This window comes from Kribbella endophytica (genome assembly GCF_054781295.1).
Window position 1 is genome coordinate 1492061 of record NZ_BAAGUR010000002.1, and the last position, 20362, is coordinate 1512422.

Consider the following 20362-nt stretch of genomic DNA (forward strand, 5'->3'; position numbering starts at 1 on the left):
GTCAGGCGGCGGCTCCGGTGGGCTGGAGGCGGTCGCGGAGGCCGGCCAGGATCCGGGTCAGCAGGCGGGAGACCTGCATCTGGCTGATGCCGAGGCGTTCGCCGATGTCGGCCTGTTTCCAGTTCTCGACGAAGCGGAGCTCGAGGATCTCGCGGTCACGGGGGTCGAGGCCGGCGATCAGCGGCGACAGCATCTCGGTGGCCTCGAACTGGTGCAGCTGCGGGTCCTCCGTGGCGGCGATGACGTCGGCGAGCACGAGGTCGTTGTCGGTGTGCCCGGCCGGACGGTCGAGCGACAGCACGGTGAAGCAGCCTCTGGCGCCCTCGGCCTGGCGGACCTCGCTGACCTCGACGCCGATCGCGGCGGCGACCTCGTCGAGAGTCGGTTCGCGGCCGAGCTCCTGCTCCAGCTCGGGCAGTACGCCGGCGATCCGGCCCTGCAGCTCCTGCAGGCGGCGCGGGATGCGGACGGTCCAGCTGCAGTCGCGGAAGTAGCGCTTCACCTCGCCGCGGATCGTCGGTACGGCGTACCCGATGAACGGGACGCCGTCGTCGAGCCGGTAGCCGCGGACGGCCTTCATCAGGCCGAGGCAGGCGACCTGTTCGAGGTCGTCCTCCTCGACACCCCGCCCGCGGAACCGCTGCGCGATGCCGCGGGCGATCTCGAGATTGAGCTCGACGACCTCTTCGAGCAGCCGCTGCCGCTCGGCGTCGTCAGTGGACCGGGCGCGGGCTTCCAGCAGTTCCCGGGTGGCCGCCTCGCGCAGCGCGCGGTCGTCGGCCGTGGTGCAGTGGGTGGGTACGACGGTGTGCATGAACGTGACCTCGCGACGGATTCGTCACGGCGCGGCCACTTCTCCGGACCGCGGTCATTTAGCACCCGCACTCGTACCCAGCCCTCAAACGCTCGACCGCAGCGTCACCCGGTCACCGGGGTGCGTGGCCCCGATGACCGACACCTGAGTAGTCAATCATCAGCTGAACGTCAGGACGCGCGTAGGTGCTTGCGCTGCTCGAGTTCGTCTTCCTCGACCAGGACCAGCATCGGCTGGTTCGGGTCGCAGAGCATGGTGACGGTGAAGCGCAGCGTCGTCTCGTCGTTGGCGTTGCCGTCGGAGTAGTGGATGACGTCGCCACCGGGCTCCCAGAACGCCTCGCCCGCCTTCAGGACGCGCGCCGGCTCACCCTCCAGCTCGAAGCGCATCTCGCCCTCGATCACGTACCCGAACGCCGGGCCGCCCGGGTGGCGGTGCGGGGGAGCACCCGGGTCACCGGGCGGGTACTCGATGACGACGGTCATCGCGTGCGCGCCGGTCGGGATCACCGGCGGTTCGACTTCCTGCAGGACGGTCAGCGCGGTCTGCCAAGACATGGGAGTACCTCCAAGAGAAGGGGGACGGATCAGGAGTTGGAGCGCAACCATTCGCCGTACGGTGTCGCGCCGAGTGTGGCGTCGTCGCCGGGGACGAGGGCGAACTCGGTGGGGGAGATGCCGAAGTAGACGGCCTTCGGGTCCGTCACGACCTCGCGCGGGTCGTTGCCAGCGGCAAGTACGTCGCGGAAGAAGTCGTCCATCCGGAAGCGCTCCGGGCCGGCCACGTTCACCGTGCCGTTCAGCGGCTCGCCGACGGCGGTCCGGCCGACCGCCGCGGCCACGTCGGCCCCGGCCATCGGCTGGAAGTAGACGTGCTTGAGGTGCACCGTCGCGCCGTCGGTGGACGCGTCGGCGATGCTCGGGACGAACTCGAAGAACTGGGTCGCGCGGACGATCGAGTACGGGACCGCGGAGCTCTCGATCAGCTTCTCCTGCGCGAGCTTGGCCCGGAAGTAGCCGCTCTCCACGAGCTGCTCGGTCCCGACCACCGACAGCGCGACGTGGTGCCGGACGCCGGCCGCCTCCTCGGCCGCGAGCACGTTGCGGGTGGAGGTCTCGAAGAACTCCATCACCGCGTCGTCCTCCCAGACCGGCGCGTTCGACACGTCGACCACGACGTCGGCGCCGGTCAGTGCCTCGGCCAGGCCTTCGCCGGTCAGGGTGTTGACGCCGGTGCTCGGCGCCGCCGCGACCGCCTCGTGGCCGTGCTCGCCGAGCTTCGCGACGATCTTCGAGCCGATCAGACCAGTACCGCCGATGACGACGACCTTCATCGTGACGCCTTCCTGTTCGCCGGCGGCACCCGTTGCCGTCCGGTCACCAGCTAAGACAGGGCAGCTCCAGCCCCTGTGACAGCACCGGCGAAAAGGAACAAGAAGTTAGTTGCCTAGGGCGTCATTCCACGAGCTTGCCCTCGCTGGAGACCTCACGCATCAGCGCGCTCAGCTCGGCCGGGATCGCCGGGATCTCCTCCTGCTCGACCTGACCGCGGCCCGACCACACGAGGTTGACCTGCAGCTTCTCGTCCAGCTCGGGGTAGTCCGACCGGTTGTGGCAGCCGCGCGTCTCCCGTCGTACCAGCGCTGCTTCCAGCGTGGCCCGCGAGGCCAGCGCGGACGCCTTGAGGTCGAAGGCGTGCGCGAGGTCCTGGAAGCCCGCGATGTCCGGGTGCACGCCGAGGTCGGCCATCCGGTCCTCGACCTCCGACAGCTCGTCGAGGCCGGCGGTCAGCCCTTCCTCATCCCGTACGACGCCCGCCCGCGTGGTCATCGTGTTCCGCAACGCGCGCTGCAGGGCACGGACGTTCTCCTCGCCGTCGCTCGCGAGCAGCCCGTCGACCTCCGCACGAGCTTCAGCGACGACCGAAGCCGACCGCTCCTGCCGCTGAAGGCCGGTCGAGTAGCGGGCCGCGTCCTCGGCCACGATCCGGCCGAAGACCATCAGCTCGATCAGCGAGTTGCCGCCGAGCCGGTTCGCGCCGTGCAGACCGCTGGCCGCCTCGCCGATCGCGTACAGCCCGTCGACCCCGGTCCCGTGGTCCTCGGGCCGGACCCACACGCCACCCATCGAGTAGTGCGCCGTCGGCGCGATCTCGATCGGCTGCTTGGTGATGTCGAGCATCTGCAGCTCGAGCAGCGTCTGGTAGACCCGCGGCAGCCGCCGCATGATCGTCTCCCGCGGGAGGTGCGAGACGTCGAGCCAGACGCCGCCGTGCTCCGTCCCGCGGCCTTCCTTGATCTCCGTGTACGCCGCCAGCGCGACGCGGTCCCGCGTGGACAGCTCCATCCGCTCCGCGTCGTACCGGGCCATGAACCGCTCCCCGGAAGCGTTGCGCAGTTGGCCGCCTTCGCCGCGAGCGGCCTCGGAGACCAGCGTGCCGGCCGCGTTCTCCGGCTCGATCAGGCCGGACGGGTGGAACTGGACCAGCTCGGGGTCGCGGATCCGGCCACCGGCCTCGACGGCGAGCCGGAACGAGTCGCCGGTGTTCTCGTCGCGGCGCGACGAGGTGTGCCGCCAGATCCGGGTGTGCCCGCCGGCGGCCAGGATGACCGCGTCGGCGCGGATCAGGTAGCGCTTGCCGGTCACCTGGTCGAAGCCGTACGCACCGAAGACGCGGTTGTCCTTGGTCAGGATCCGCGTCACGTACACGGTGTCGAGGATCGGCACGTTCAGCTGGACCGCGCGGTTGACCAGCGTCCGCTGGATCTCGAGTCCGGTGTAGTCACCGGCGAACGCCGTACGGCGGTAGGTGTGTGCGCCGAAGAACCGCTGCGAGATCCGACCGTCGGCCTCGCGGGCGAACGGCATTCCGTAGCGCTCCAGGTCCTCGATTCCGCGGGCGGCCTGCTCGGTGACGATCTGGACGGTGACCGGGTTCGCCAGCAGGTAGCTCTCGCGCAGGGTGTCGGCCGCGTGCTGCTGCCAGGTGTCCTCGGGGTCCATCGTGGCGAGCGCCGCGTTGATGCCGCCGGCCGCCAGCGAGGTGTGCGCGTCCGAGCGCGAGCGTTTGCCCAGCGCCAGCACGTCGATGCCCTGCTCGGCGAGTTCGATGGCAGCGCGCAGGCCACCTCCACCGGTCCCGATCACCAGGACGGAGGTGGAGATCTGCTGCTCGGTGACGGTCACGGTGACGCTCCTCTTGGTGGTCAGAGATGGTGCCTACTGACAAGAGGACCGCGTACGACGGCCGAATGTGACCTCTTGTGAGCGATGTCGCAGATGCAACCGGAGCAGCGGGATGGCCGGTACTCAACGCAGAAGACACCGCCACCCGAGGAGCTCACGTGCAGCGAAGACCCATCTCCGTGCTGGTCACGACCGGATTGGCCGCCGGTCTGCTGACCGTCCCACCTGGTACGGCGGCAGCCCAGCCGCCCGCCACCGGACCGGCTCCGGGGACGACCGTGACACTGATCACCGGCGACCGCGTCGAGGTCACTCCGGGTGCGGCGCCGAAGGTGACGCCTGCCCCGGACCGCCGGTCGATGCGCTTCCGGATCACCACCGACAGCGGCCGGGTCCGGGTGATCCCGCTGGACGCCGTCGGCCCGCTCGCCGCGGGCAAGCTCGATCCGCGCCTGTTCGACGTGACCGCACTGATCGAGGCCGGGTACGACGACGCGCGCCGGCCGCAGCTGCCGTTGATCGTGCAGCCCGCGGCGTCGGCCAAGTCAGCCCCGGTCAACCTGGCCGCGACGAGCGGGCGCCGGGAGCTCCCGAGCATCAACGCGTTCTCCGTCCTGGAGTCGAAGCGGGACGCGGTCGCGTTCTGGAGGTCCGTGCAGAACGACGGCACGCTGCGCTCCGACGTCGGCAAGATCTGGCTGAACGGCGTCCGCCGGCCGACCCTCGACAAGAGCGTGCCGCAGATCGGTGCACCGGCGGCCTGGGCGGACGGGCTGACCGGGCGAGGTGTCACGGTGGCGGTGGTCGACACCGGCGTCGACGCCCAGCACCCGGATCTGGCGGGCCGGGTCGCCGCGGCCAGGACGTTCCTCGACGTACCGGCCGGTGACCAGGTCGGCCACGGCACGCACGTCGCCTCGACGATCACCGGGACCGGCGCGGCGTCCGGTGGCGCCTACCGTGGGGTCGCACCGGACGTGCGGCTGGTCGACGCCAAGGTGTGTGACCTGGAAGGTTGCCCGGAGGACGCCATCCTGGCCGGCCTGGAGTGGGCCGCGGCCGAGCAGCGGGCCGGCGTGGTCAACGTCAGCCTCGGTGGACCCGACGCACCGGGCGACGATCTCCTGGAGCAGGCGGTCAACACGCTCTCGGCGCGGCACGGCACGCTGTTCGTGGTTGCTGCTGGCAACAGTGGGCAGGCCGGTGCCGGGACGATCGACTCCCCGGGCAGCGCGGCGTCGGCGCTGACCGTCGGTGCCGTGGACAAGCAGGACGGCCTGGCGGATTTCAGCGGTCGTGGGCCGACTTCCGGCGACGCGACCGTCAAGCCTGACCTGACAGCGCCCGGCGTGGACATCGTCGCGGCGAAGGCGGCGGGCACCGACATCGGGTCGCCGGTCGGCGAGCAGTACACCACCCTGTCCGGTACGTCGATGGCGACGCCGCACGTCGCCGGTGCCGCGGCGATCGTGCGTCAGCAGCATCCTGACTGGACCGGCGACCAGGTGAAGGCGGCGCTGATGGCCTCGGCGAAGCCCGCGGCGGGCGTGGGAGCGTTCGGTCAGGGTGCCGGGCGGGTCGACGTCGCCCGCGCGATCAAGCAGCAGGTGGTGACCACGCCGACGAGCCTGAGCTTCGGACTGGCGACGTGGCCGCACGAGGACGATCCCGTGCAGACCAGGACCATCACGTACCGCAACTCCGGCAGTACGCCGGTGAGTCTGCAACTCGACGTACGGGTCGCCGACCTGCCGGTTGGCCTCTTCACGGTGTCGCCCGGTTCGCTCGTCGTACCGGCCGGAGGAACGGCGGACGCGACCGTCACGGCGAACACCCGGCCCGCGACCGTGCCGATCGGCCAGTTCAGCGGGCAACTCGTCGCCAGTGCGGCCGGTACGACGGTGAGCGTTCCGCTCGGCGTGGAGAAGGAGACGGAGAAATACGACGTCCGGTCGACCACCATCGCCCGCGACGGCAAGGCTCCCGCCGAGCACATCACCTTCTTCGACCGGGTCGGCGACTGCGGCAGCGACCTCGCCTGTGGCGGCTACCTGTACGGCGCCGGGACCGGAACCGGCGCTCTCCGGCTGCCGCCGGGGGAGTACACGGTCGCGGACTTCAGCACGGTGACCGGAACCGACTGGACCCTGTTGATGCACCCATCGCTGACGCTGGGCAAGGACACGTCGCTCACCCTGGATGCCCGGCGGGCGAAGCCGATCGAGATGTCGGTGCCGAAGGCAACGGCCCGGTTGATGGAGCAGAGCATCGTCGTGGCGCGGGACATGCATCGCGGCCCGGGCTCGGACCTGGTCTACCTCCAGCCGGGCGATGCCGAGAACCCGGTCTTCAGCGCGGGCCTCGGGCCGGCCGCACCCGCGGCCGACGTGGTCAGCGTCGCCTACGGCCGGTTCGCCGAACCGGGGCCGGCCGGCGACTTCGCGAACAGCCCGTACGAGTACAACGTCGCCGGGTACCGGCTCGGCCAGGTGCTGGACGGTCTTCGGCTGCAGCCGCGGCAACGGGACTTCGCGACGGTACGGGCGAACTACGCGACCCACACCGACCTGCCGCAACGAGCCGTCACCCTGCACGCGCCCCGCCCGGCTGGAGCGGTTCTCGACTACTCCCTGCCGCCGTCCGACGCGCGGGAACTCACTGCCGCGTTGCCCTTCCAGCGGACCGAGTACTTCCTGGCCGCGGGACTGACCTGGTCGTCGACCCTGGTCGCCAAGGCTGCCGACGGCTCGACCTTCGGGCCGTGGTTCTACGACGCGGAACGCTCGGCGTACCAGGCGGGCCGGACCTACCCGCGGCAGTGGAACAAGGGGGTCTTCGGGCCGCGCCTGACCTTGCGCCCGATGATGCCGAACGGACTGGGCGACGGGGCGCGGAGGGTCGGGGACCGGCTGGTCCTCGGGCTCAGCCTGCGCTCGGACAGCAATCCGCTGCACATGAACAACGCCAAACTCCCGATGGGGTCGGCCAAGCTCTACCGCGACGGTGAGCTGGTCGGGGACTGGCCCAACGCGCCCTATCTCAGTGTCGACGTGCCGCCCAGCGCGGCGTCGTACCGGCTGGAGACGCGGGTCGAGGCGCCCTGGAGTCAACGGTCGACCAGGATCGACACCGCCTGGACGTTCCGGTCGGCGCAGGTCGACGGGGAGGCCGCGCTGCCCTTCATGGCGGTGCACTTCACTCCGGAACTGGACGACCACAACCGGGCCCGGGCCGGATCCGGCTTCGCCGTCCCGATCTCGGTCCAGCGTCAGCCGGGCGCCCCGGCGGTCCGGGTGAAGCGCCTGACCGTCGAGGTGTCGATCGACGACGGGAAGACCTGGCGGCCTGCGAAGGTGGACCGGGTCCGCGAGGGATGGCGCGCCGAGGTGACCAACCCGAAGGGCGCCGCGATGTCGCTGCGTGCCGTCGCGGAGGACGTCGACGGCAACAAGGTGGAGCAGACCGTCCTGCGTGGCTACCTGGTGCGGAAGTGAGGGCGGCGCGTGCAACCCGGCGCGGGGGTTGGCCGGTAGTCACCAGTGAGGCACCCCACGACCGCGACCCGAAGGAGATGCGTGGCCACCGACCGCGACCAGGAGTTCTCGAGGTACGTCGCCGCCCACCGCGGGCGGATGGTACGGATCGCGCGGCTGCTCACCACCGGCGACGCGCACTGGGCCGAGGACCTGGTGCAGACCGCGCTCACGAAGCTCTACCTGAAGTGGCACCGGGTCAGCCCGGAGCTCGGCCCGGACCGGTACGCCGACAAGATCCTGGTCAACGTGTTCCTGGACGAGAAGGCCCGGTTCTGGCGGCACCGGGAGACGCTGACCGACGAACCGGCCGAGGCCGGACCGGTTCCGGCCGGCGGTGCGGAGGACCGGCTGGTCATGCGCGCGGCGCTCGGCCGGCTGCCGAAGCGGCAGCGGGCGGTCGTGGTGCTGCGGTTCTTCTGCGACCTGGAGGTGGCCGTCGTGGCTGAGTTGATGGGGTGCAGCCAAGGCACCGTGAAGAGCCAGACCGCGCGGGGACTCGACAAGCTCCGCGACCTGATCGTCGACCCTGTGGACAACCTGGAGAACGTGCGATGACCGATCTGAAGAGACTGCTCGACGAGGTGGCCGGCCCGGAGCCGGTGGTCGGCGACGACGAGGTCGCGGCCGACCTCGGGCGGGCCAAGTTGGCCGCCCGGCGCCGGCGACTGGGAGGAGCCGGCCTGCTCGGTGCCGGGACTCTGGTGGCCGTGGCGGCTCTCGCGGTGCCGCTGGTACTCGCGCCCGGTGATGCACCGGCCGACGCCGGTGATTCACCGGTCGCGTCCGCTCCGGCCGAGCCGCCGGTGAAGACGGTGACCGCGGGCGATGTGCTGCTCGTCGCGGCGGCGGCCGAGGAGCGAGGTGAAGCGGCCGACGGCAAGTACTTCCGGGTCCGGACGACCTGGACCCGGGACCTTCCCGTCGGGAGCACCAAGGCGCCGTACAAGATCCGTGAGACCTTCGTGCAGGAGATGTGGACGGGCCGCACGGGTGGCTCGTCGTACCGGGGTATGCGGTCGCTCGGCGCGAAGCCCGCGACCGCGGCCGACGAGGCGGTCTGGCGGCAGGCAGGTTCTCCGACCAGCTGGAACCTGGGCAAGACCGACACGGTCGTGCCCAGGGATCTGATCATCACCGCCGTGCCCGGCAAGGGTGAGCTGATCGAGTTGCACGGTTCGGCCGACCGGTACGACGCCTTGGGTGCCGAGGGCGTGCCGCTGGCGGAGATCCTGGCACTGCCGTCGACTCCGGCCGGGCTGCGGGCGCGGTTGCTGCAGGACAAGGCCGACCGGGCACCGGCGGCCGACGACACGTCGTACCTGGTCAGCATGTCGACGGCTCTGCTGGAGACGACCCCGGCGCTTCCGAAGGTGCGAGGGGCGGCGCTGCGGCTGCTGTCCGGGCTGCCCGGAGCCGTGGTCGAGGAGAACGTCCCGGACACACTCGGACGCAAGGGGACGGCGGTCAGCTTCTCGTTCCCGGGCCGGCAGACGAACATCAGGTTGCTGATCGAGCCGCACAGCGGGCGGCTGCTGAGCAGCGAGCGCATCGGCGGTAAGAGCGGCCGGACCGTGGTGCTGGCGTCGGGCTGGACCGATGCCAAGCCAGTTGCTCCGACGGCGGCGCTGAAGTGAGCTGAGCCGTCACCTGCCGCCCGGCACCGCAACGGTGTCGAGCGGCGGGTACGGCGACTCGGCCAGACCGAGGTCGCGCCACACGAACCGCGGGACGCCGGCCAGGAACTCGCGCAGGAACCGCGAGCTGTGCGCGATCGACGGCTGGCTGTGGTCGCCGGGGGCGAACCAGACCCAGTCCTCGACGATCCGGAACGGCGCCGGGGAGGTCGCCATCAGGTACTCCATCTGGCGCGGGTGGATCACGTCGTACGCGAACTTGGTGTTCGGCGACTTCACCTTGAACTGGTCGTTGAACTGCTCGCTCTCGAAGCTGATCCCGCGCCCGAACGAGCGGCCGGCGACGGTCAGCTCGGGCATCCGGACCGGCAGCTGGAACCCAAGGATCGCCTCGCTGTGGTTCTCGGTCACGGTCCGGGTCGTGGTCCGGCCCTCGCTGTCGGTGGAGGTCTCGGTCCGGGTGGTCTGCCAGTGGTGGGTGAACGCGACGAACGGCGGGCCGTCGCCGTCGCGGCCGCGGATCACGTTCTCGGTGCGGTGGCTGTGACCGGAGCGGGAGGTCGGGGTGACCTGCAGCAGGCTGTCGTCGACGCCGATCCAGTACCAGTCCGGGTGGTGGTAGAACGAGAAGCGCGGCGGCAGTTCCGGCTGGATCCGGTGGTCGATCGGCGTCGCGTCGATCGCGTCGGCGACGGCGGCGAGCTGGTCCAGCCAGGGACCGAGCTGATCGACGTCCTTGCGCGGCGGGTCGAGCACGGTCAGCTGGTCGGAGTCGATGCTGAGGTTGAGCCCCGGCATTCCGCCCGCCAGCCCGTTGAGCTGGTTGCACACCTGCGGGGTGAGCACTTCAGCGGCGTACGCCGGGTCGAGCCCACCGATCTGCCAGCCGGGTCCGAGGGCTCCCGGGGACGGCATCTTCGCCGCCTCCACGCCGTACCGGGGACGGGCCTCGCCGCCCATCACCCAGAGCTCGGGCAGGCGGCGGGACAGCGTGACCATGCCGACCCAGCCCTTCCAGTGCTCGGACTTGTACTCGATCACCTGGAACGGGCGGCCGGAGGTGGTGTGACCGGTGATCTGGTCGTCGGGGTCACGCCGGAAGCCGAGGCCGAACGGCGGGTTGTCGAGCCGCGCGACGGTGCTGTAGTCCGGGCTGTTCACGAAGGTCCAGCCGCGTTCGCGCAGCGACTTGATGTACTGCTGCCGCCGTACGAGCGCGACGATGCCCCAGACGATTCCGGCCGCGACCACAACGCCGATGAACAGGACGACTGTTAGTACCAAGCCCGACATGACTACCTCCCCGAGTACGACCTTGCAGCCGGACGATAGCTCGGGATCAGGCCAGCCGATGCTCGTCGAGCCAGGTCGTCGCTCTGCGTTTCGAGGCGCGCGAGAGCCAGGCGTCCTGGATCACCTCGGCCAGTTCCTGCCGGGACAGGCCGCCGAGCTGACTGCCGCGGACCAGGACGGACAGGTGCCCGTCGAAGTGCGGGGTGGTGAAGAACGGACCGTCCTCGTCGGCGACCAGGGCGAGCTTGTCCTCCTCCGCCGGAACCCAGATCACGATCACGTCGTCGTACCGTTCGCCGGTCTCCGGGTCGAACGCGTCCGGCCGCGGCGTTCGGAAGAACACGAACGACTTCCCGCCGACCTGGTAGACCGGGTTGCCCGACCCGCCCTGCTCGACCGTGACGTGCGGCATCGCGAGCGCGATCTCGTGCACGTCGGCAACCTTCGCTCTGCGCCCCGGCATCTGGTCAGTTTAGATGTCAAAACGAGTTCGGCGGCTCCGACCAAGGGGTGTCAGCAGGAACTCATCGGAGGGAAACGATCATGGGCAAGGTTCGGGTTCACAATTTCACGATCACGCTGGACGGGTTCGGCGCGGGCACGAACCAGCGGTTGGAGGAGCCGTTCGGGGACGGCGTCGACCACCTGCACGACTGGATGGACCCGCTGTTCGACGGGACCGCGACCGGGCTGGACGCCGAGGTCGGGCTGGATGCCGAGTCGTTCGGGGCGACGATCATGGGGCGCAACATGTTCGGGCCGGTGCGTGGCGAGTGGCCGGACGAGTCGTGGACCGGCTGGTGGGGCGCCAACCCGCCGTACCACCACGATGTGTGGGTGTTCACCCACCACCCGCGGGCGGACGTGCGGATGGAGGGTGGCACGACCTTCCACTTCACCGACGAGCCGATCGAGGTCGTGCTCGACAAGGCGCGCGCCGCGGCGGGGGAGAAGGACGTCATCGTCGCGGGCGGTGCGGCGACGGTCCGGCAGTACCTGCGGGCGGGGCTGATCGACCAGCTCGACATCGCCGTCGCGCCGATCCTGGCCGGTGCCGGCGAGCCGCTGTTCGCCGGCCTCGGAGACGCGTTGAAGCAGTACGAGGTCGTGCAGCAGATCAGCTCGCCGGCGGTTACCCATGTTCGGCTCGTGCGACGCTAGCGGCACAGCTCCTTGTCGAGGAGCGCGTTGACGGCGGCTTTGTGGTTGCCCGCTCCCCAGGTGACCGAGACGGTGACGCTGCGGTGGTTGTCCGGCGCGACGAAGGTCCAGGTCGAGTAGCCCGGCGCGTCACCGTCCTTGCCCCAGGCCGTGCCGCACGGCAGGGCACGGCTGATGATGCCCAGTCCGTACTTGGATTCGTGCGCGGTGGTCTTCAGCTCCTGCATGAGGCCGGCGGGGAGCAGCTCGCCGCCCAGCAGGGCCTGGAAGAAGCGGTTCAGGTCGCGGGTGGTGGAGATCATCTCCCCGGCCGCGTTCAGGATCGACGGGTTGACCTCGGTGATGTCGACCAGCCCGCGCTCGAGCGGCAGGTAGCCGCGCGCGTGCGGTCCGAGGATGAACGGGTTCGTCCCGGGGAGCGACGTGCTCTTCAGCTGCAGCGGCTGGATGATCCGGTGCTTGATCTCGTCGCCGTACGAGTGGCCGGTGACCTTCTCGACGATCAGGCCGAGGACCAGGTAGCCGGTGTTGTTGTAGACGACCTTGGAGCCGGGCTCGAAGTCCACCGGGAACGCCGTCGCACGGGCGACGAGCTCCTCGGTGGTCCACGTCTTCCAGCGGATCTGCAGGAACTCCTCCGACCGCGGTGACGGCATGGTCGCGAGCACCTCGTGCAGCCCGCTGCTGTGGTTGAGCAGCTGCCGGACCGTGATCCGGTCGTCGTGGACGACGCCCGGCAGCACGCGTTCGACCTTGTCGTCGAGGTTCAGCCGGCCTTCGTCGACGAGTTGCAGTACGACGGTCGCCAGGAACGTCTTGGTCTCGCTACCGATCCGGAACCGCGCGTTCTGCGGCACCGGCCAGTTCGTGCCGGCGATGGCAGTCCCGCTCGATGCGCGGACGGGCCGGCCGTCGCCGCTGATTTCGGCTGTCGCGCTCGTGGCGCCCGCGGCGACGACGGCGTCGACCTCTTGCTGCAGTTCGGTGGTGGGTAGCGGCGTCGCCATCAGCGCGGTGCTCAGGACCGCGGTCCCCAGGGTCATCATCATGAGCACCACCCTGCCGCCGCCCACCGGTCGCGGGTAACCGGGAAAGACCTGAACCGGCCCTCGGGGTAACCCCCGCTATCCCAGGGCTGCGGGCAACGGATCGGCGTGCACGATCTGCAACCGGCTGACCGCGCGCGTCAGTACGACGTACAGGCGCTGCAGCCCGCGCGGCTCGGCCGCGACGATCCGCGCCGGCTCGGCGACGACCACCGCGTCGAACTCGAGCCCCTTCGCAAGCGTTGCCGGGACGCAGACCAGGCGGGTCGTGTCCATCGCGTCCTCGACCGTACCGAGCAGCGCGGCCTGCAGACCGGCCTCGGCCAGTACGTCGCGCAGCTGCTCGACCTGGTCGTCCGCCGCGATCAGCGCGACCGACCCGACGCCGGCCAGTGCCTCCTGGCATGCCTCCACGATCGTTGCCGCGAAGGTTTGCTTGTCAGTGGCAACGACTTTGAGGGCCTCGGCAACGGTTCGGATCCCGCTCGGCGTGCCGAGCGTCGGCGCGATGGTCGGCAGCAGCTGCGCCGCGAAGTTGATGATCTGCTCGGGCACCCGGAAGCCGCGGTCGAGCTCGGCGACGATGCCGTCCTCCTTGCCGAGATGAGCGAGGACCTGGTCCCACGGACCCGCGGCCCACGCGGTCGTTGCCTGGGCGAGATCGCCGAGCACCGTCGCCGAGCCGGTCCGGCAGCGTCGTCCGAGCGCGCGCAGCTGCATCGCGGACAGATCTTGCGCCTCGTCCAGCACGAGGTGCCCGAGCGAACCGGCGTGCCGCTCGATCAGGTCGTCGAGCTCGTCCAGCAGCACGGTGTCGGCGCTCGACCACTTCGCCGACTTGGCCGAGCGCGGGGGCTTCGGCCAGAGCAGTGCTGTCCGCTCCTCCTCGGTCAGCTCAGGCGCTTGCGCTGCGAGGAACTCCGCGTCGGAGAACAACTTCCATAGAACCTGCTCGGGCGTCACCTTCGGCCACACCGCGTCGACGAGCTGCTTCACCGGCTTCGACCGGGCGACGGCGTTCTGGACGCGGTCGTCGGGCGACTCGCCCCGGCGTTCCATCAGGACCAGTACGGCGTGCGCGATGCGCTGCGCGAGTGCGTTCCGGCCTGGGGTGTAGCGGGTCGATCCGTGCAGGGCGGTGACGATGTCGACCAGCTCGTAGTCGTGCACGCGGTAGCGCTGGGATCCCTTGCTGTACAGGATTCCTTCGGCCGGCGTACCGACGGAGGTCCAGAGCGCGCGGAGCAGGATCTCGGCCATCCGGGCATCGCCCTTGAGGCGTGCGGCCTCCGAGCTGTCGACGGCGAGCACGGGCTGGGTGATCAGTTCCTCGATGGTGATCTGCCGGACGTTCACCTCGCCGAGCGCGGGCAGGACCTTGCGGATGTAGGACAGGAACGAGCGGTTCGGCCCGACGATCACGACGCCGCCGCGGCTCAGCCGCTCGCGCTCGGTGTAGAGCAGGTACGCGACGCGGTGCAGGCCGACGGCGGTCTTGCCCGTACCGGGTGCGCCCTGGACACAGACGCTCGGCTGCAGGGGAGCGCGGACGAGGTCGTCCTGCTCGGGCTGGATCGTGGCGACGATGTCGCGCATCGGGCCGGTGCGCGGGCGCTCGATCTCGGCGCGCAGGAACCTGTCGGCCTGGTCGAGCTCCTCGGCGCCGACCATCGGCTCGTCCTCGAAGCCGGTCAGCTCGGCGGTGTCGGAGAACCCGTACCGGCGCCGCAGCAGGACCTGCTGCCGATCGCTGCGGGTCGCCCGGTAGAACGGGACCGAGACGCGCGCCCGCCAGTCGATCACCATCGGTACGCCGGTGCCGTCGTGCACGTGCCGGCGGCCGATGTAGAACCGGTCGAGGTCCTCGATCGCGCCCTGCTCGTAGTCGAGCCGGCCGAAGAACAGCGGGACGTCGGGCAGGTCGAGCAGCGCCAGGGTCCGCTGCTGGTGGGCGCGCTGGTTGGCCTCGTTGGTGAAGCGCTCGTCGTTGTCCTCGCCGCCGATCACCGGGATCTCCCGGACGGTGACGTCGTGGTGCATCCGGCGCAGTGCGGCCCGGGACTCGGTGAGGTAGTCGCGCTCTTGGTCGAGCTCGGAGTTCTGCTGGGGTTCGGCCATCGGTGTGAGACCTCTCGTGCTGTCGTGGTGGAGGGAAACGAACGACGGTGTCGGCGGCGATCTTCGAGATCCCGCCCCGGAGTACGTCCGGTTCGTTTCGACCCTTCACGCAGTGCAGACAAGCCACCCGAAAAGACAGACCGGCGACGCTAGCAGGTGGTGAGGTCGATCACCACTCGATTTCCCGGTGAGGCCCAGGTCACTCCGGCGGGCTGTCACGCGCCCCGGGCGGTCGGTGTCTCGTGAGCAACACCGACAGAGGAGACGATGATGGAAGCACGGTTCAACCTGTTCGAGAGCCCGACGGCGGCGAAGGTCGCGAAGCGGCTGTACTCGGTGGCGGGGATCTTCGAGCAGTCGACGCTGCCGAAGACCCTGCTGGAGATCGTCGAGCTGCGCGCCAGCCAGATCAACGGGTGCGCGTTCTGCGTGGACATGCACACCAAGGAGGCGACCGCCGCGGGCGAGTCGCAGCAGCGCCTCCACCTGGTCGCCGTCTGGCGTGAGGCCACGGTCTTCACCGAGGCGGAGCGGGCCGCTCTCGCACTGGCCGAGGAAGGCACCCGGCTGGCCGACGCCTCCGAAGGAGTCAGCGACGAGACCTGGGACGCCGTCCGCAAGCACTTCACCGACGACGAGGTCGGCGCACTGGTCTGCCTGGTCGCCCTGATCAACGCCGCCAACCGGATGAACGTGATCGTCCGCAACCCCGGCGGCTCGTACGACCCCGCCATGGTCGCCGCGTTCGCCAACTAGCCGGATCCACGGGCAAGTCCGCTTCGCCTACTGGCCGCATCCACCTACAAGTGGGCGCGGCTCCTGGAAGTCGCGCGGACTTGCAGGTCAGCGGCGGCGACGGGCCGCGTCCTCGCGGGCCAGCAGGAGGTAGGCGCTGGCGGTCCACGTGTACGCCCGGTCGCGCAGGCCCTCGCCGGTCAGCGCGTCGAAGTTCTCCGCGAAGCCGGACTGCTCGCACAGCCGGCGGAAGCGGGTGCTCGCTTCGTCGGCCAGATCGCCCTGGCCGACGGAGCGCAGCCCGTCGTCGAGCAGCACGCTCGGCGGCGCCCAGATCGGCCCGCGCCAGTAGCCGTCAGCGGTGTAGTCGTCGGAGCGCGGGTCCTCCGACGCGAGCCCCCAGTCGGTCAGATGCCGGCGGATCTTCGCGACGAGCTGCTCGACGACCTCGGCCGGCAGTCGGCGCCCGAGCATGATCGGCAGCGCGGTGACCAGGCTGGTCGTCTTGCTCGCCGTACGACTCAAGGCACCCCGCGCGACGAAGCCTTCCCCGTCGTACAGCTCGGTGAGCAGCGCCGCGACGATCTCGTCGGCCGTGGCACTCCAGTACGCCGCATCGTCGGCCCGCCCGAGCTCGTCGGCCAGTGCGGTGAGCGCGTCCAGTTGCAGGACGAGCACGGTCGCCAGGTCCGGAGACTCGATCACCGGTTCGTGATCGAAGATCGTCGCGTTGTCCCACCCGCTGTCGAACCCGTGCTGGTAGTGCGGCAACGCATGCCCAGGGACGCGCCGCCGATCCAGCCAGAACTTCGTCCAGGCCGCCAGGCGCTCGTACACCTCGGGATCGGCCTTCCCGGACAACTTCCGCCAGGCCCACCCGTGAATCGGCGGCTTGACGAAGTTGTAGACGATCCCCGAATGCCCGACGACATCCGGCAGCGCGCCACTCGCCTCCTGATGATCGAACGGCATCAGGAACTGATCGAGCGCGAGCTCAGGCTCACCCGGCGCCAGCGCGAGCGCGTTGAACGCGTGGTCCCAGCTCCACACCCGATCCATCCAGTGCTTCGACATCAACGCGGCCTCGCGCGTGACGAACCCGTCGGCCCGCACGATGCTCGCCCACAGCACGTACGCAGCGGCCTCGGCCGCCGGGTACTCGTCGGTCCGCCACCCGGCGACACGCTCGACGAACTCCCCGAACTCAGTCCGCACCTCGGCGACCACCTGATCGAACTCCGCCGTCCGCTCGTACGGCGGTCGCGCGGTCCCGAACTCCTCGACGACCGCCTCCCAGCCGCCCTCGCCGTCCAGCCGAACACTCCGCCCAGGCCCAGTCGTGGCCTCCCCGCGCAGCATCGTGATCCGGTACCTCCGCCCGGAGGCGTGGCTCGCAAACACCGGGCTCAGGTCGGTCGGATCGACGAACAGGTGCGCCTCGTCGTCGCCGCTCAACTCCAGCACCAGCCCCTGTCCCCGGAACCTCACCGTGTCGACCGTTTCGAACACCGCCTCGATCCGCCCATCCGCGGCCTCCCACCGCAGCACCTCCGGCGTCCCCACGACCTCACTCGGCGCGGACGGCTTCAACGCGAGTACGCCCACGTGTTTGGTCTGGTGTGTGACGAGATGGACGTCCTCCGCCACCACGCCGTACGCGACGACAGGGGAGAGGGCGAGCCAGGAGCCGCGCCGGCTGAAGGGGATCTCGCGAAGGTCGAAGTCCATGCGCCAGATCCTATTGGATATGCGATGCCTCCCACGAGGCGAGGATCCGCAGTCCGTCGTACGACGGCGAGCCGGGCTCGGCCGTCAGCACCATCAGCCGCTGCCCACTCCCGTCCGGACTGGCCCACACATCGCAGTCGAGCGTGAGGTCGCCGACGACCGCGTGGTGGTAGTGCTTGGTCCCGTACGCCGCCGAGTTGACCCGCTGCTCGGCCCACCAGACGCGGAACTCGGCGTCCGAGACCGACAGCTCACCGACCAGTTGCGCGAGCGCCGGATCGTCCGGGGCGGCCGCGGCCTCCATCCGCAGCGCGGCGACGGCATCGCGGGCGTCGTGTTGCCAGTCGACGTGCATCGCCCGGACCGCGGGATCGGTGAAGAGCAACCGGATGTAGTTGCGATGGGCAACAGGAAGCTGCCCGAAGTCGGTGAAGAGCGCGGCGGCCGTGCGGTTCCAGGCGACGATGTCCATCCGGTGGCCGAGGGCAACGGCCGGGGTCTCCCCGAGTTGGTCGAGCAACCGCCGGATCGCCGGGCGGACCTTCTGCACCGGGCGACGACGGCGCGGGCGGGAGTCGGTCTTGCCGGCGACGGCGTACAGGTAGGTCTGCTCGTCGTCGGTCAGGCGCAGGGCGCGGACGAGCGTGGCGAGCACGGTCGCTGAAGCTTGCACGCGGCCCTGCTCGAGGCGGGTGTAGTAGTCGACGCTGATCGCCGCGAGCTGCGCGACCTCCTCGCGCCGCAGTCCCGCGACCCTGCGCTGACCGGTGTCCGGCAGTCCGACCTCGTACGGCGACAACGCGGCCCGTCGCGCTTTGAGGAAGGCACCCAGTTCGTCGGTCATGGCTCCATTGTCGGCCGGGGCGAGCGGTGGTGGGAGGGAAGGATCCTTCCCGGGCAGAAAGCCGACTCTTTTGCGGTGGTTGCCGCGGGGAGAGCGTGGTGCCATGAGCAAGCACACAGTGAGTTTCCCCAGCAACGGCATCACGATTGCCGGTCACCTCTACCTTCCGGAGCAGGCGAAGCCGGGCCCGGCGATCGTGGTCGGGCATCCTGGCAGCGGCGTGAAGGAGCAGGCGTCCGGCCTGTACGCCGGGAAGCTGGCCGAGGCCGGCTTCGTCGCGCTCGCCTTCGACGCGGCGTACCAGGGTGAGAGCGGCGGCTCGCCGCGTGGGCTGGAGGATCCGGCCCAGCGCATCGAGGACTTCAAGGCGGCCGTGTCCTACCTGACCACCCGGCCGGAAGTCGATCCCGAACGGATCGGGGTTCTCGGGATCTGCGCCTCCGGCGGCTACGTCTTGAACGCCGCCGCGGGCGACCACCGCATCAAGGCCGTCGCCACGGTCAGCGCCGCCGACGTAGCCCGTCAGTTCCGGCTCGGCGCCGACGGCACGCAGGACCCGGCCGTCTTCCAGAGCCTGCTCGACGCGGCCGCGGCAGCCCGTACGGCGGAAGCCCGCGGAGAGGCAGTCGAACCGCTGAACCTCTTCCCGGTCACGGCCGACGACGCCCGCGCTCTTGGCGGCGAGCACGGCCTCGAGGGGTTTGAGTACTACCGCACGCCGCGGGGTGAACACCCTCGGTCGGCCGGAACCATGCCTTGGCCGAGCGTCGACCGCATGGCCACCTTCGACGCCTTCACCGCCGTACCGCTGATCCGCCAGCCGCTGCTGATGGTGGTCGGCTCCCGCGCTGTCACCACCTGGATGACCCTCGACGCCTTCCAACGCGCAACCAGCCCGAAGCGCGTCCACTGGATCGAAGGCGCCTCCCACGTCGACCTCTACGACAAGCCCGAGTACGTCGACCCGGCCGTCGAGGACCTGGCCGCGTTTTACACCGCATCCGTCGCTCGCTAGCGCCGACGACCACCACCCACCAACGGTCGCCCTTTCCCGCCTCCACGCTCACCCGAGGCCGGATCTCGATCCCCAGCACCCCTTGGACGGTGGTGGGCGTTGATCGGCAGGCGGCAGGCGGCAGGCGGCAGGCGGTGTTGTCGGAGATCGACCGCCACCACTGATCAACGGTTGCCCCGGCCCGGCCTTCACGCTCAGCCCGGGCCGGAACCGGGCGTTCGGTGCGCTTGATCAGTGGTGGGTGTCGGCCGGGGGCGACTGGTCAGTGGTGGGTGCTTAGCTGATCGTCCACGGGCGGAGCTTTTCGGGGTTGCGGATGGCCCAGATGTTGCTGACTCGGTTGTGTTCGACGTGGAGGGCCATGACGACGACTGTGGTGCCGTCGAGCTGGGCGATGATGCCGGGGCGGCCGTTGACCTGGCGTTCGAGGATGGTGAAACCGGGGGCCAGGGACGAGATGCCGACGAGCATCTGGGCGATCTGGGCGGCGCCGGTGACGGGGTCCAGGTGGGCGGTGACCACGCCGCCGCCGTCGGCTACGGCCAGGGCGTTGGGGTCCAGTACGCCGATCAGGGCGTTCACGTCGTTGGCGGACCAGGCCTGCTGGAAGGCGCGGACCACGTCGGCGTGTTCGGGCGCGGGGCGGACGGGTGCACGGGAACCGGTCAGGCGGCGGCGGGCGGACGAGGCGAGTTGGCGGCAGGCGGCCGGCGTACGGCCGACGATCTCGGCGACCTCGGGGAACGGGTAGCGGAACACGTCGTGCAGGACGAACGCGACCCGCTCGGCCGGCGTCATCGACTCCAGCACGACGAGGAAGGCCATGTTGACCGACTCGTCCAGGGTCACCCGGTCGGCGGGATCGCTGGGCGTGCTCGCTCGGCCTCCGAGCCAGTCGGTGTCGTCCGGGAGCGGTTCGGGGATCCACTCGCCGACGTACCGCTCCCTTCGCGCACGGGCCGAACCGAGGACGTCGAGACAGATGCGGCTCGCGACCGTGGTCAGCCAGGCGCCAGGGGTGTCGATCGCCTCGCGCTGCGCCGCGGTCTGCGCGTACCAGCGCGCGTAGGTCTCCTGGACGACGTCCTCGGCGTCCGCGAGTGAACCGAGCATCCGGTACGCCAGGTTGATCAACTGCCGCCGCTCGTCGATCACCCGGCTGAGGCTGTCGTCCTCGGTCATCCGTCGCTCCCGCCGCTCGCTGGTCCTGCCTGTCATCCGGTACGACGACACAGCCTCCCGAACTGTCAGGC

17 protein-coding genes are annotated in these 20362 nt (G+C 70.2%); 6 read left to right on the forward strand and 11 right to left on the reverse strand.

The window, feature by feature from the left end:
• Window position 1 precedes the first annotated feature (1 nt).
• The 4 genes from ACYVIO_RS25415 to ACYVIO_RS25430 form a co-directional block, all read right to left on the reverse strand.
• Window positions 2-814 carry a SigB/SigF/SigG family RNA polymerase sigma factor gene (locus tag ACYVIO_RS25415; protein ID WP_460653376.1) on the reverse strand — a complete coding sequence of 271 codons (813 nt, stop codon included), beginning with the start codon at window positions 812-814 and terminating at the stop codon, window positions 2-4.
• Between the two features lie 170 nt (window positions 815-984).
• Window positions 985-1371, reverse strand: a complete 387-nt coding sequence (locus tag ACYVIO_RS25420; RefSeq protein ID WP_460653377.1) for a cupin domain-containing protein — start codon at window positions 1369-1371, stop codon at window positions 985-987.
• Between the two features lie 29 nt (window positions 1372-1400).
• The gene (locus ACYVIO_RS25425; protein WP_460653378.1) at window positions 1401-2147 is read right to left on the reverse strand and encodes an SDR family oxidoreductase; all 747 of its coding nucleotides are present in this window, start codon (window positions 2145-2147) and stop codon (window positions 1401-1403) included.
• A 121-nt stretch (window positions 2148-2268) separates the two neighbouring features.
• On the reverse strand, window positions 2269-3999 hold the full coding sequence (locus ACYVIO_RS25430) for an L-aspartate oxidase (protein ID WP_460653379.1): 1731 nt from the start codon (window positions 3997-3999) through the stop codon (window positions 2269-2271).
• A 158-nt stretch (window positions 4000-4157) separates the two neighbouring features.
• Here ACYVIO_RS25430 and ACYVIO_RS25435 point away from each other — a divergent pair, with 158 nt between their 5' ends.
• From ACYVIO_RS25435 to ACYVIO_RS25445, 3 genes are all read left to right on the forward strand, one after another.
• Window positions 4158-7493 (forward strand): S8 family peptidase, encoded by a 3336-nt coding sequence (locus ACYVIO_RS25435; RefSeq protein ID WP_460653380.1) that lies wholly within the window; start codon window positions 4158-4160, stop codon window positions 7491-7493.
• A gap of 81 nt (window positions 7494-7574) precedes the next feature.
• Complete coding sequence (locus ACYVIO_RS25440) at window positions 7575-8090, forward strand: SigE family RNA polymerase sigma factor (protein ID WP_460653381.1); 516 nt, start codon at window positions 7575-7577, stop codon at window positions 8088-8090.
• The gene (locus tag ACYVIO_RS25445) at window positions 8087-9169 is read left to right on the forward strand and encodes a CU044_5270 family protein (RefSeq protein ID WP_460653382.1); all 1083 of its coding nucleotides are present in this window, start codon (window positions 8087-8089) and stop codon (window positions 9167-9169) included. Before ACYVIO_RS25440 ends, ACYVIO_RS25445 begins: the two co-directional genes overlap by 4 nt.
• 9 nt (window positions 9170-9178) lie before the next feature.
• Here the strand turns inward: ACYVIO_RS25445 and ACYVIO_RS25450 are convergent, their stop codons facing one another.
• Entirely contained in the window at window positions 9179-10462 is a 1284-nt protein-coding gene (locus ACYVIO_RS25450) for a hypothetical protein (protein ID WP_460653383.1), read from the reverse strand.
• 46 nt (window positions 10463-10508) lie between these two features.
• On the reverse strand, window positions 10509-10925 hold the full coding sequence (locus ACYVIO_RS25455; protein ID WP_460653384.1) for an MmcQ/YjbR family DNA-binding protein: 417 nt from the start codon (window positions 10923-10925) through the stop codon (window positions 10509-10511).
• An 80-nt stretch (window positions 10926-11005) separates the two neighbouring features.
• On the opposite strand from ACYVIO_RS25455, the gene ACYVIO_RS25460 reads away from it, so the two are divergent.
• Window positions 11006-11623, forward strand: coding sequence for a dihydrofolate reductase family protein (locus ACYVIO_RS25460; RefSeq protein WP_460653385.1), 618 nt, complete (start codon window positions 11006-11008; stop codon window positions 11621-11623).
• On the opposite strand, the gene ACYVIO_RS25465 is transcribed toward ACYVIO_RS25460, so the two are convergent.
• Together ACYVIO_RS25465 and ACYVIO_RS25470 are read right to left on the reverse strand one after the other, a co-directional pair.
• Window positions 11620-12672, reverse strand: coding sequence for a serine hydrolase domain-containing protein (locus ACYVIO_RS25465; RefSeq protein WP_460653386.1), 1053 nt, complete (start codon window positions 12670-12672; stop codon window positions 11620-11622). The two genes, ACYVIO_RS25460 and ACYVIO_RS25465, sit on opposite strands and share 4 nt — an antisense overlap.
• 75 nt (window positions 12673-12747) lie before the next feature.
• Entirely contained in the window at window positions 12748-14787 is a 2040-nt protein-coding gene (locus ACYVIO_RS25470; RefSeq protein ID WP_460653387.1) for a HelD family protein, read from the reverse strand.
• Between the two features lie 270 nt (window positions 14788-15057).
• On the opposite strand from ACYVIO_RS25470, the gene ACYVIO_RS25475 reads away from it, so the two are divergent.
• The gene (locus tag ACYVIO_RS25475) at window positions 15058-15543 is read left to right on the forward strand and encodes a carboxymuconolactone decarboxylase family protein (RefSeq protein WP_460653388.1); all 486 of its coding nucleotides are present in this window, start codon (window positions 15058-15060) and stop codon (window positions 15541-15543) included.
• Window positions 15544-15630: 87 nt separating this feature from the next.
• Here the strand turns inward: ACYVIO_RS25475 and ACYVIO_RS25480 are convergent, their stop codons facing one another.
• Window positions 15631-17250 carry an amylo-alpha-1,6-glucosidase gene (locus ACYVIO_RS25480; protein ID WP_460653389.1) on the reverse strand — a complete coding sequence of 540 codons (1620 nt, stop codon included), beginning with the start codon at window positions 17248-17250 and terminating at the stop codon, window positions 15631-15633.
• Between the two features lie 10 nt (window positions 17251-17260).
• The gene (locus ACYVIO_RS25485) at window positions 17261-18094 is read right to left on the reverse strand and encodes a helix-turn-helix domain-containing protein (protein ID WP_460653390.1); all 834 of its coding nucleotides are present in this window, start codon (window positions 18092-18094) and stop codon (window positions 17261-17263) included.
• 103 nt (window positions 18095-18197) lie between these two features.
• Here ACYVIO_RS25485 and ACYVIO_RS25490 point away from each other — a divergent pair, with 103 nt between their 5' ends.
• Window positions 18198-19109, forward strand: a complete 912-nt coding sequence (locus tag ACYVIO_RS25490) for an alpha/beta hydrolase (protein WP_460653391.1) — start codon at window positions 18198-18200, stop codon at window positions 19107-19109.
• A 276-nt stretch (window positions 19110-19385) separates the two neighbouring features.
• Here ACYVIO_RS25490 and sigJ read toward each other — a convergent pair whose 3' ends face one another.
• Window positions 19386-20291: an RNA polymerase sigma factor SigJ gene (gene sigJ, locus ACYVIO_RS25495; protein ID WP_460653392.1), complete on the reverse strand. Its 906-nt coding sequence runs from the start codon at window positions 20289-20291 to the stop codon at window positions 19386-19388.
• Between the last annotated feature and the right edge of the window lie 71 nt (window positions 20292-20362).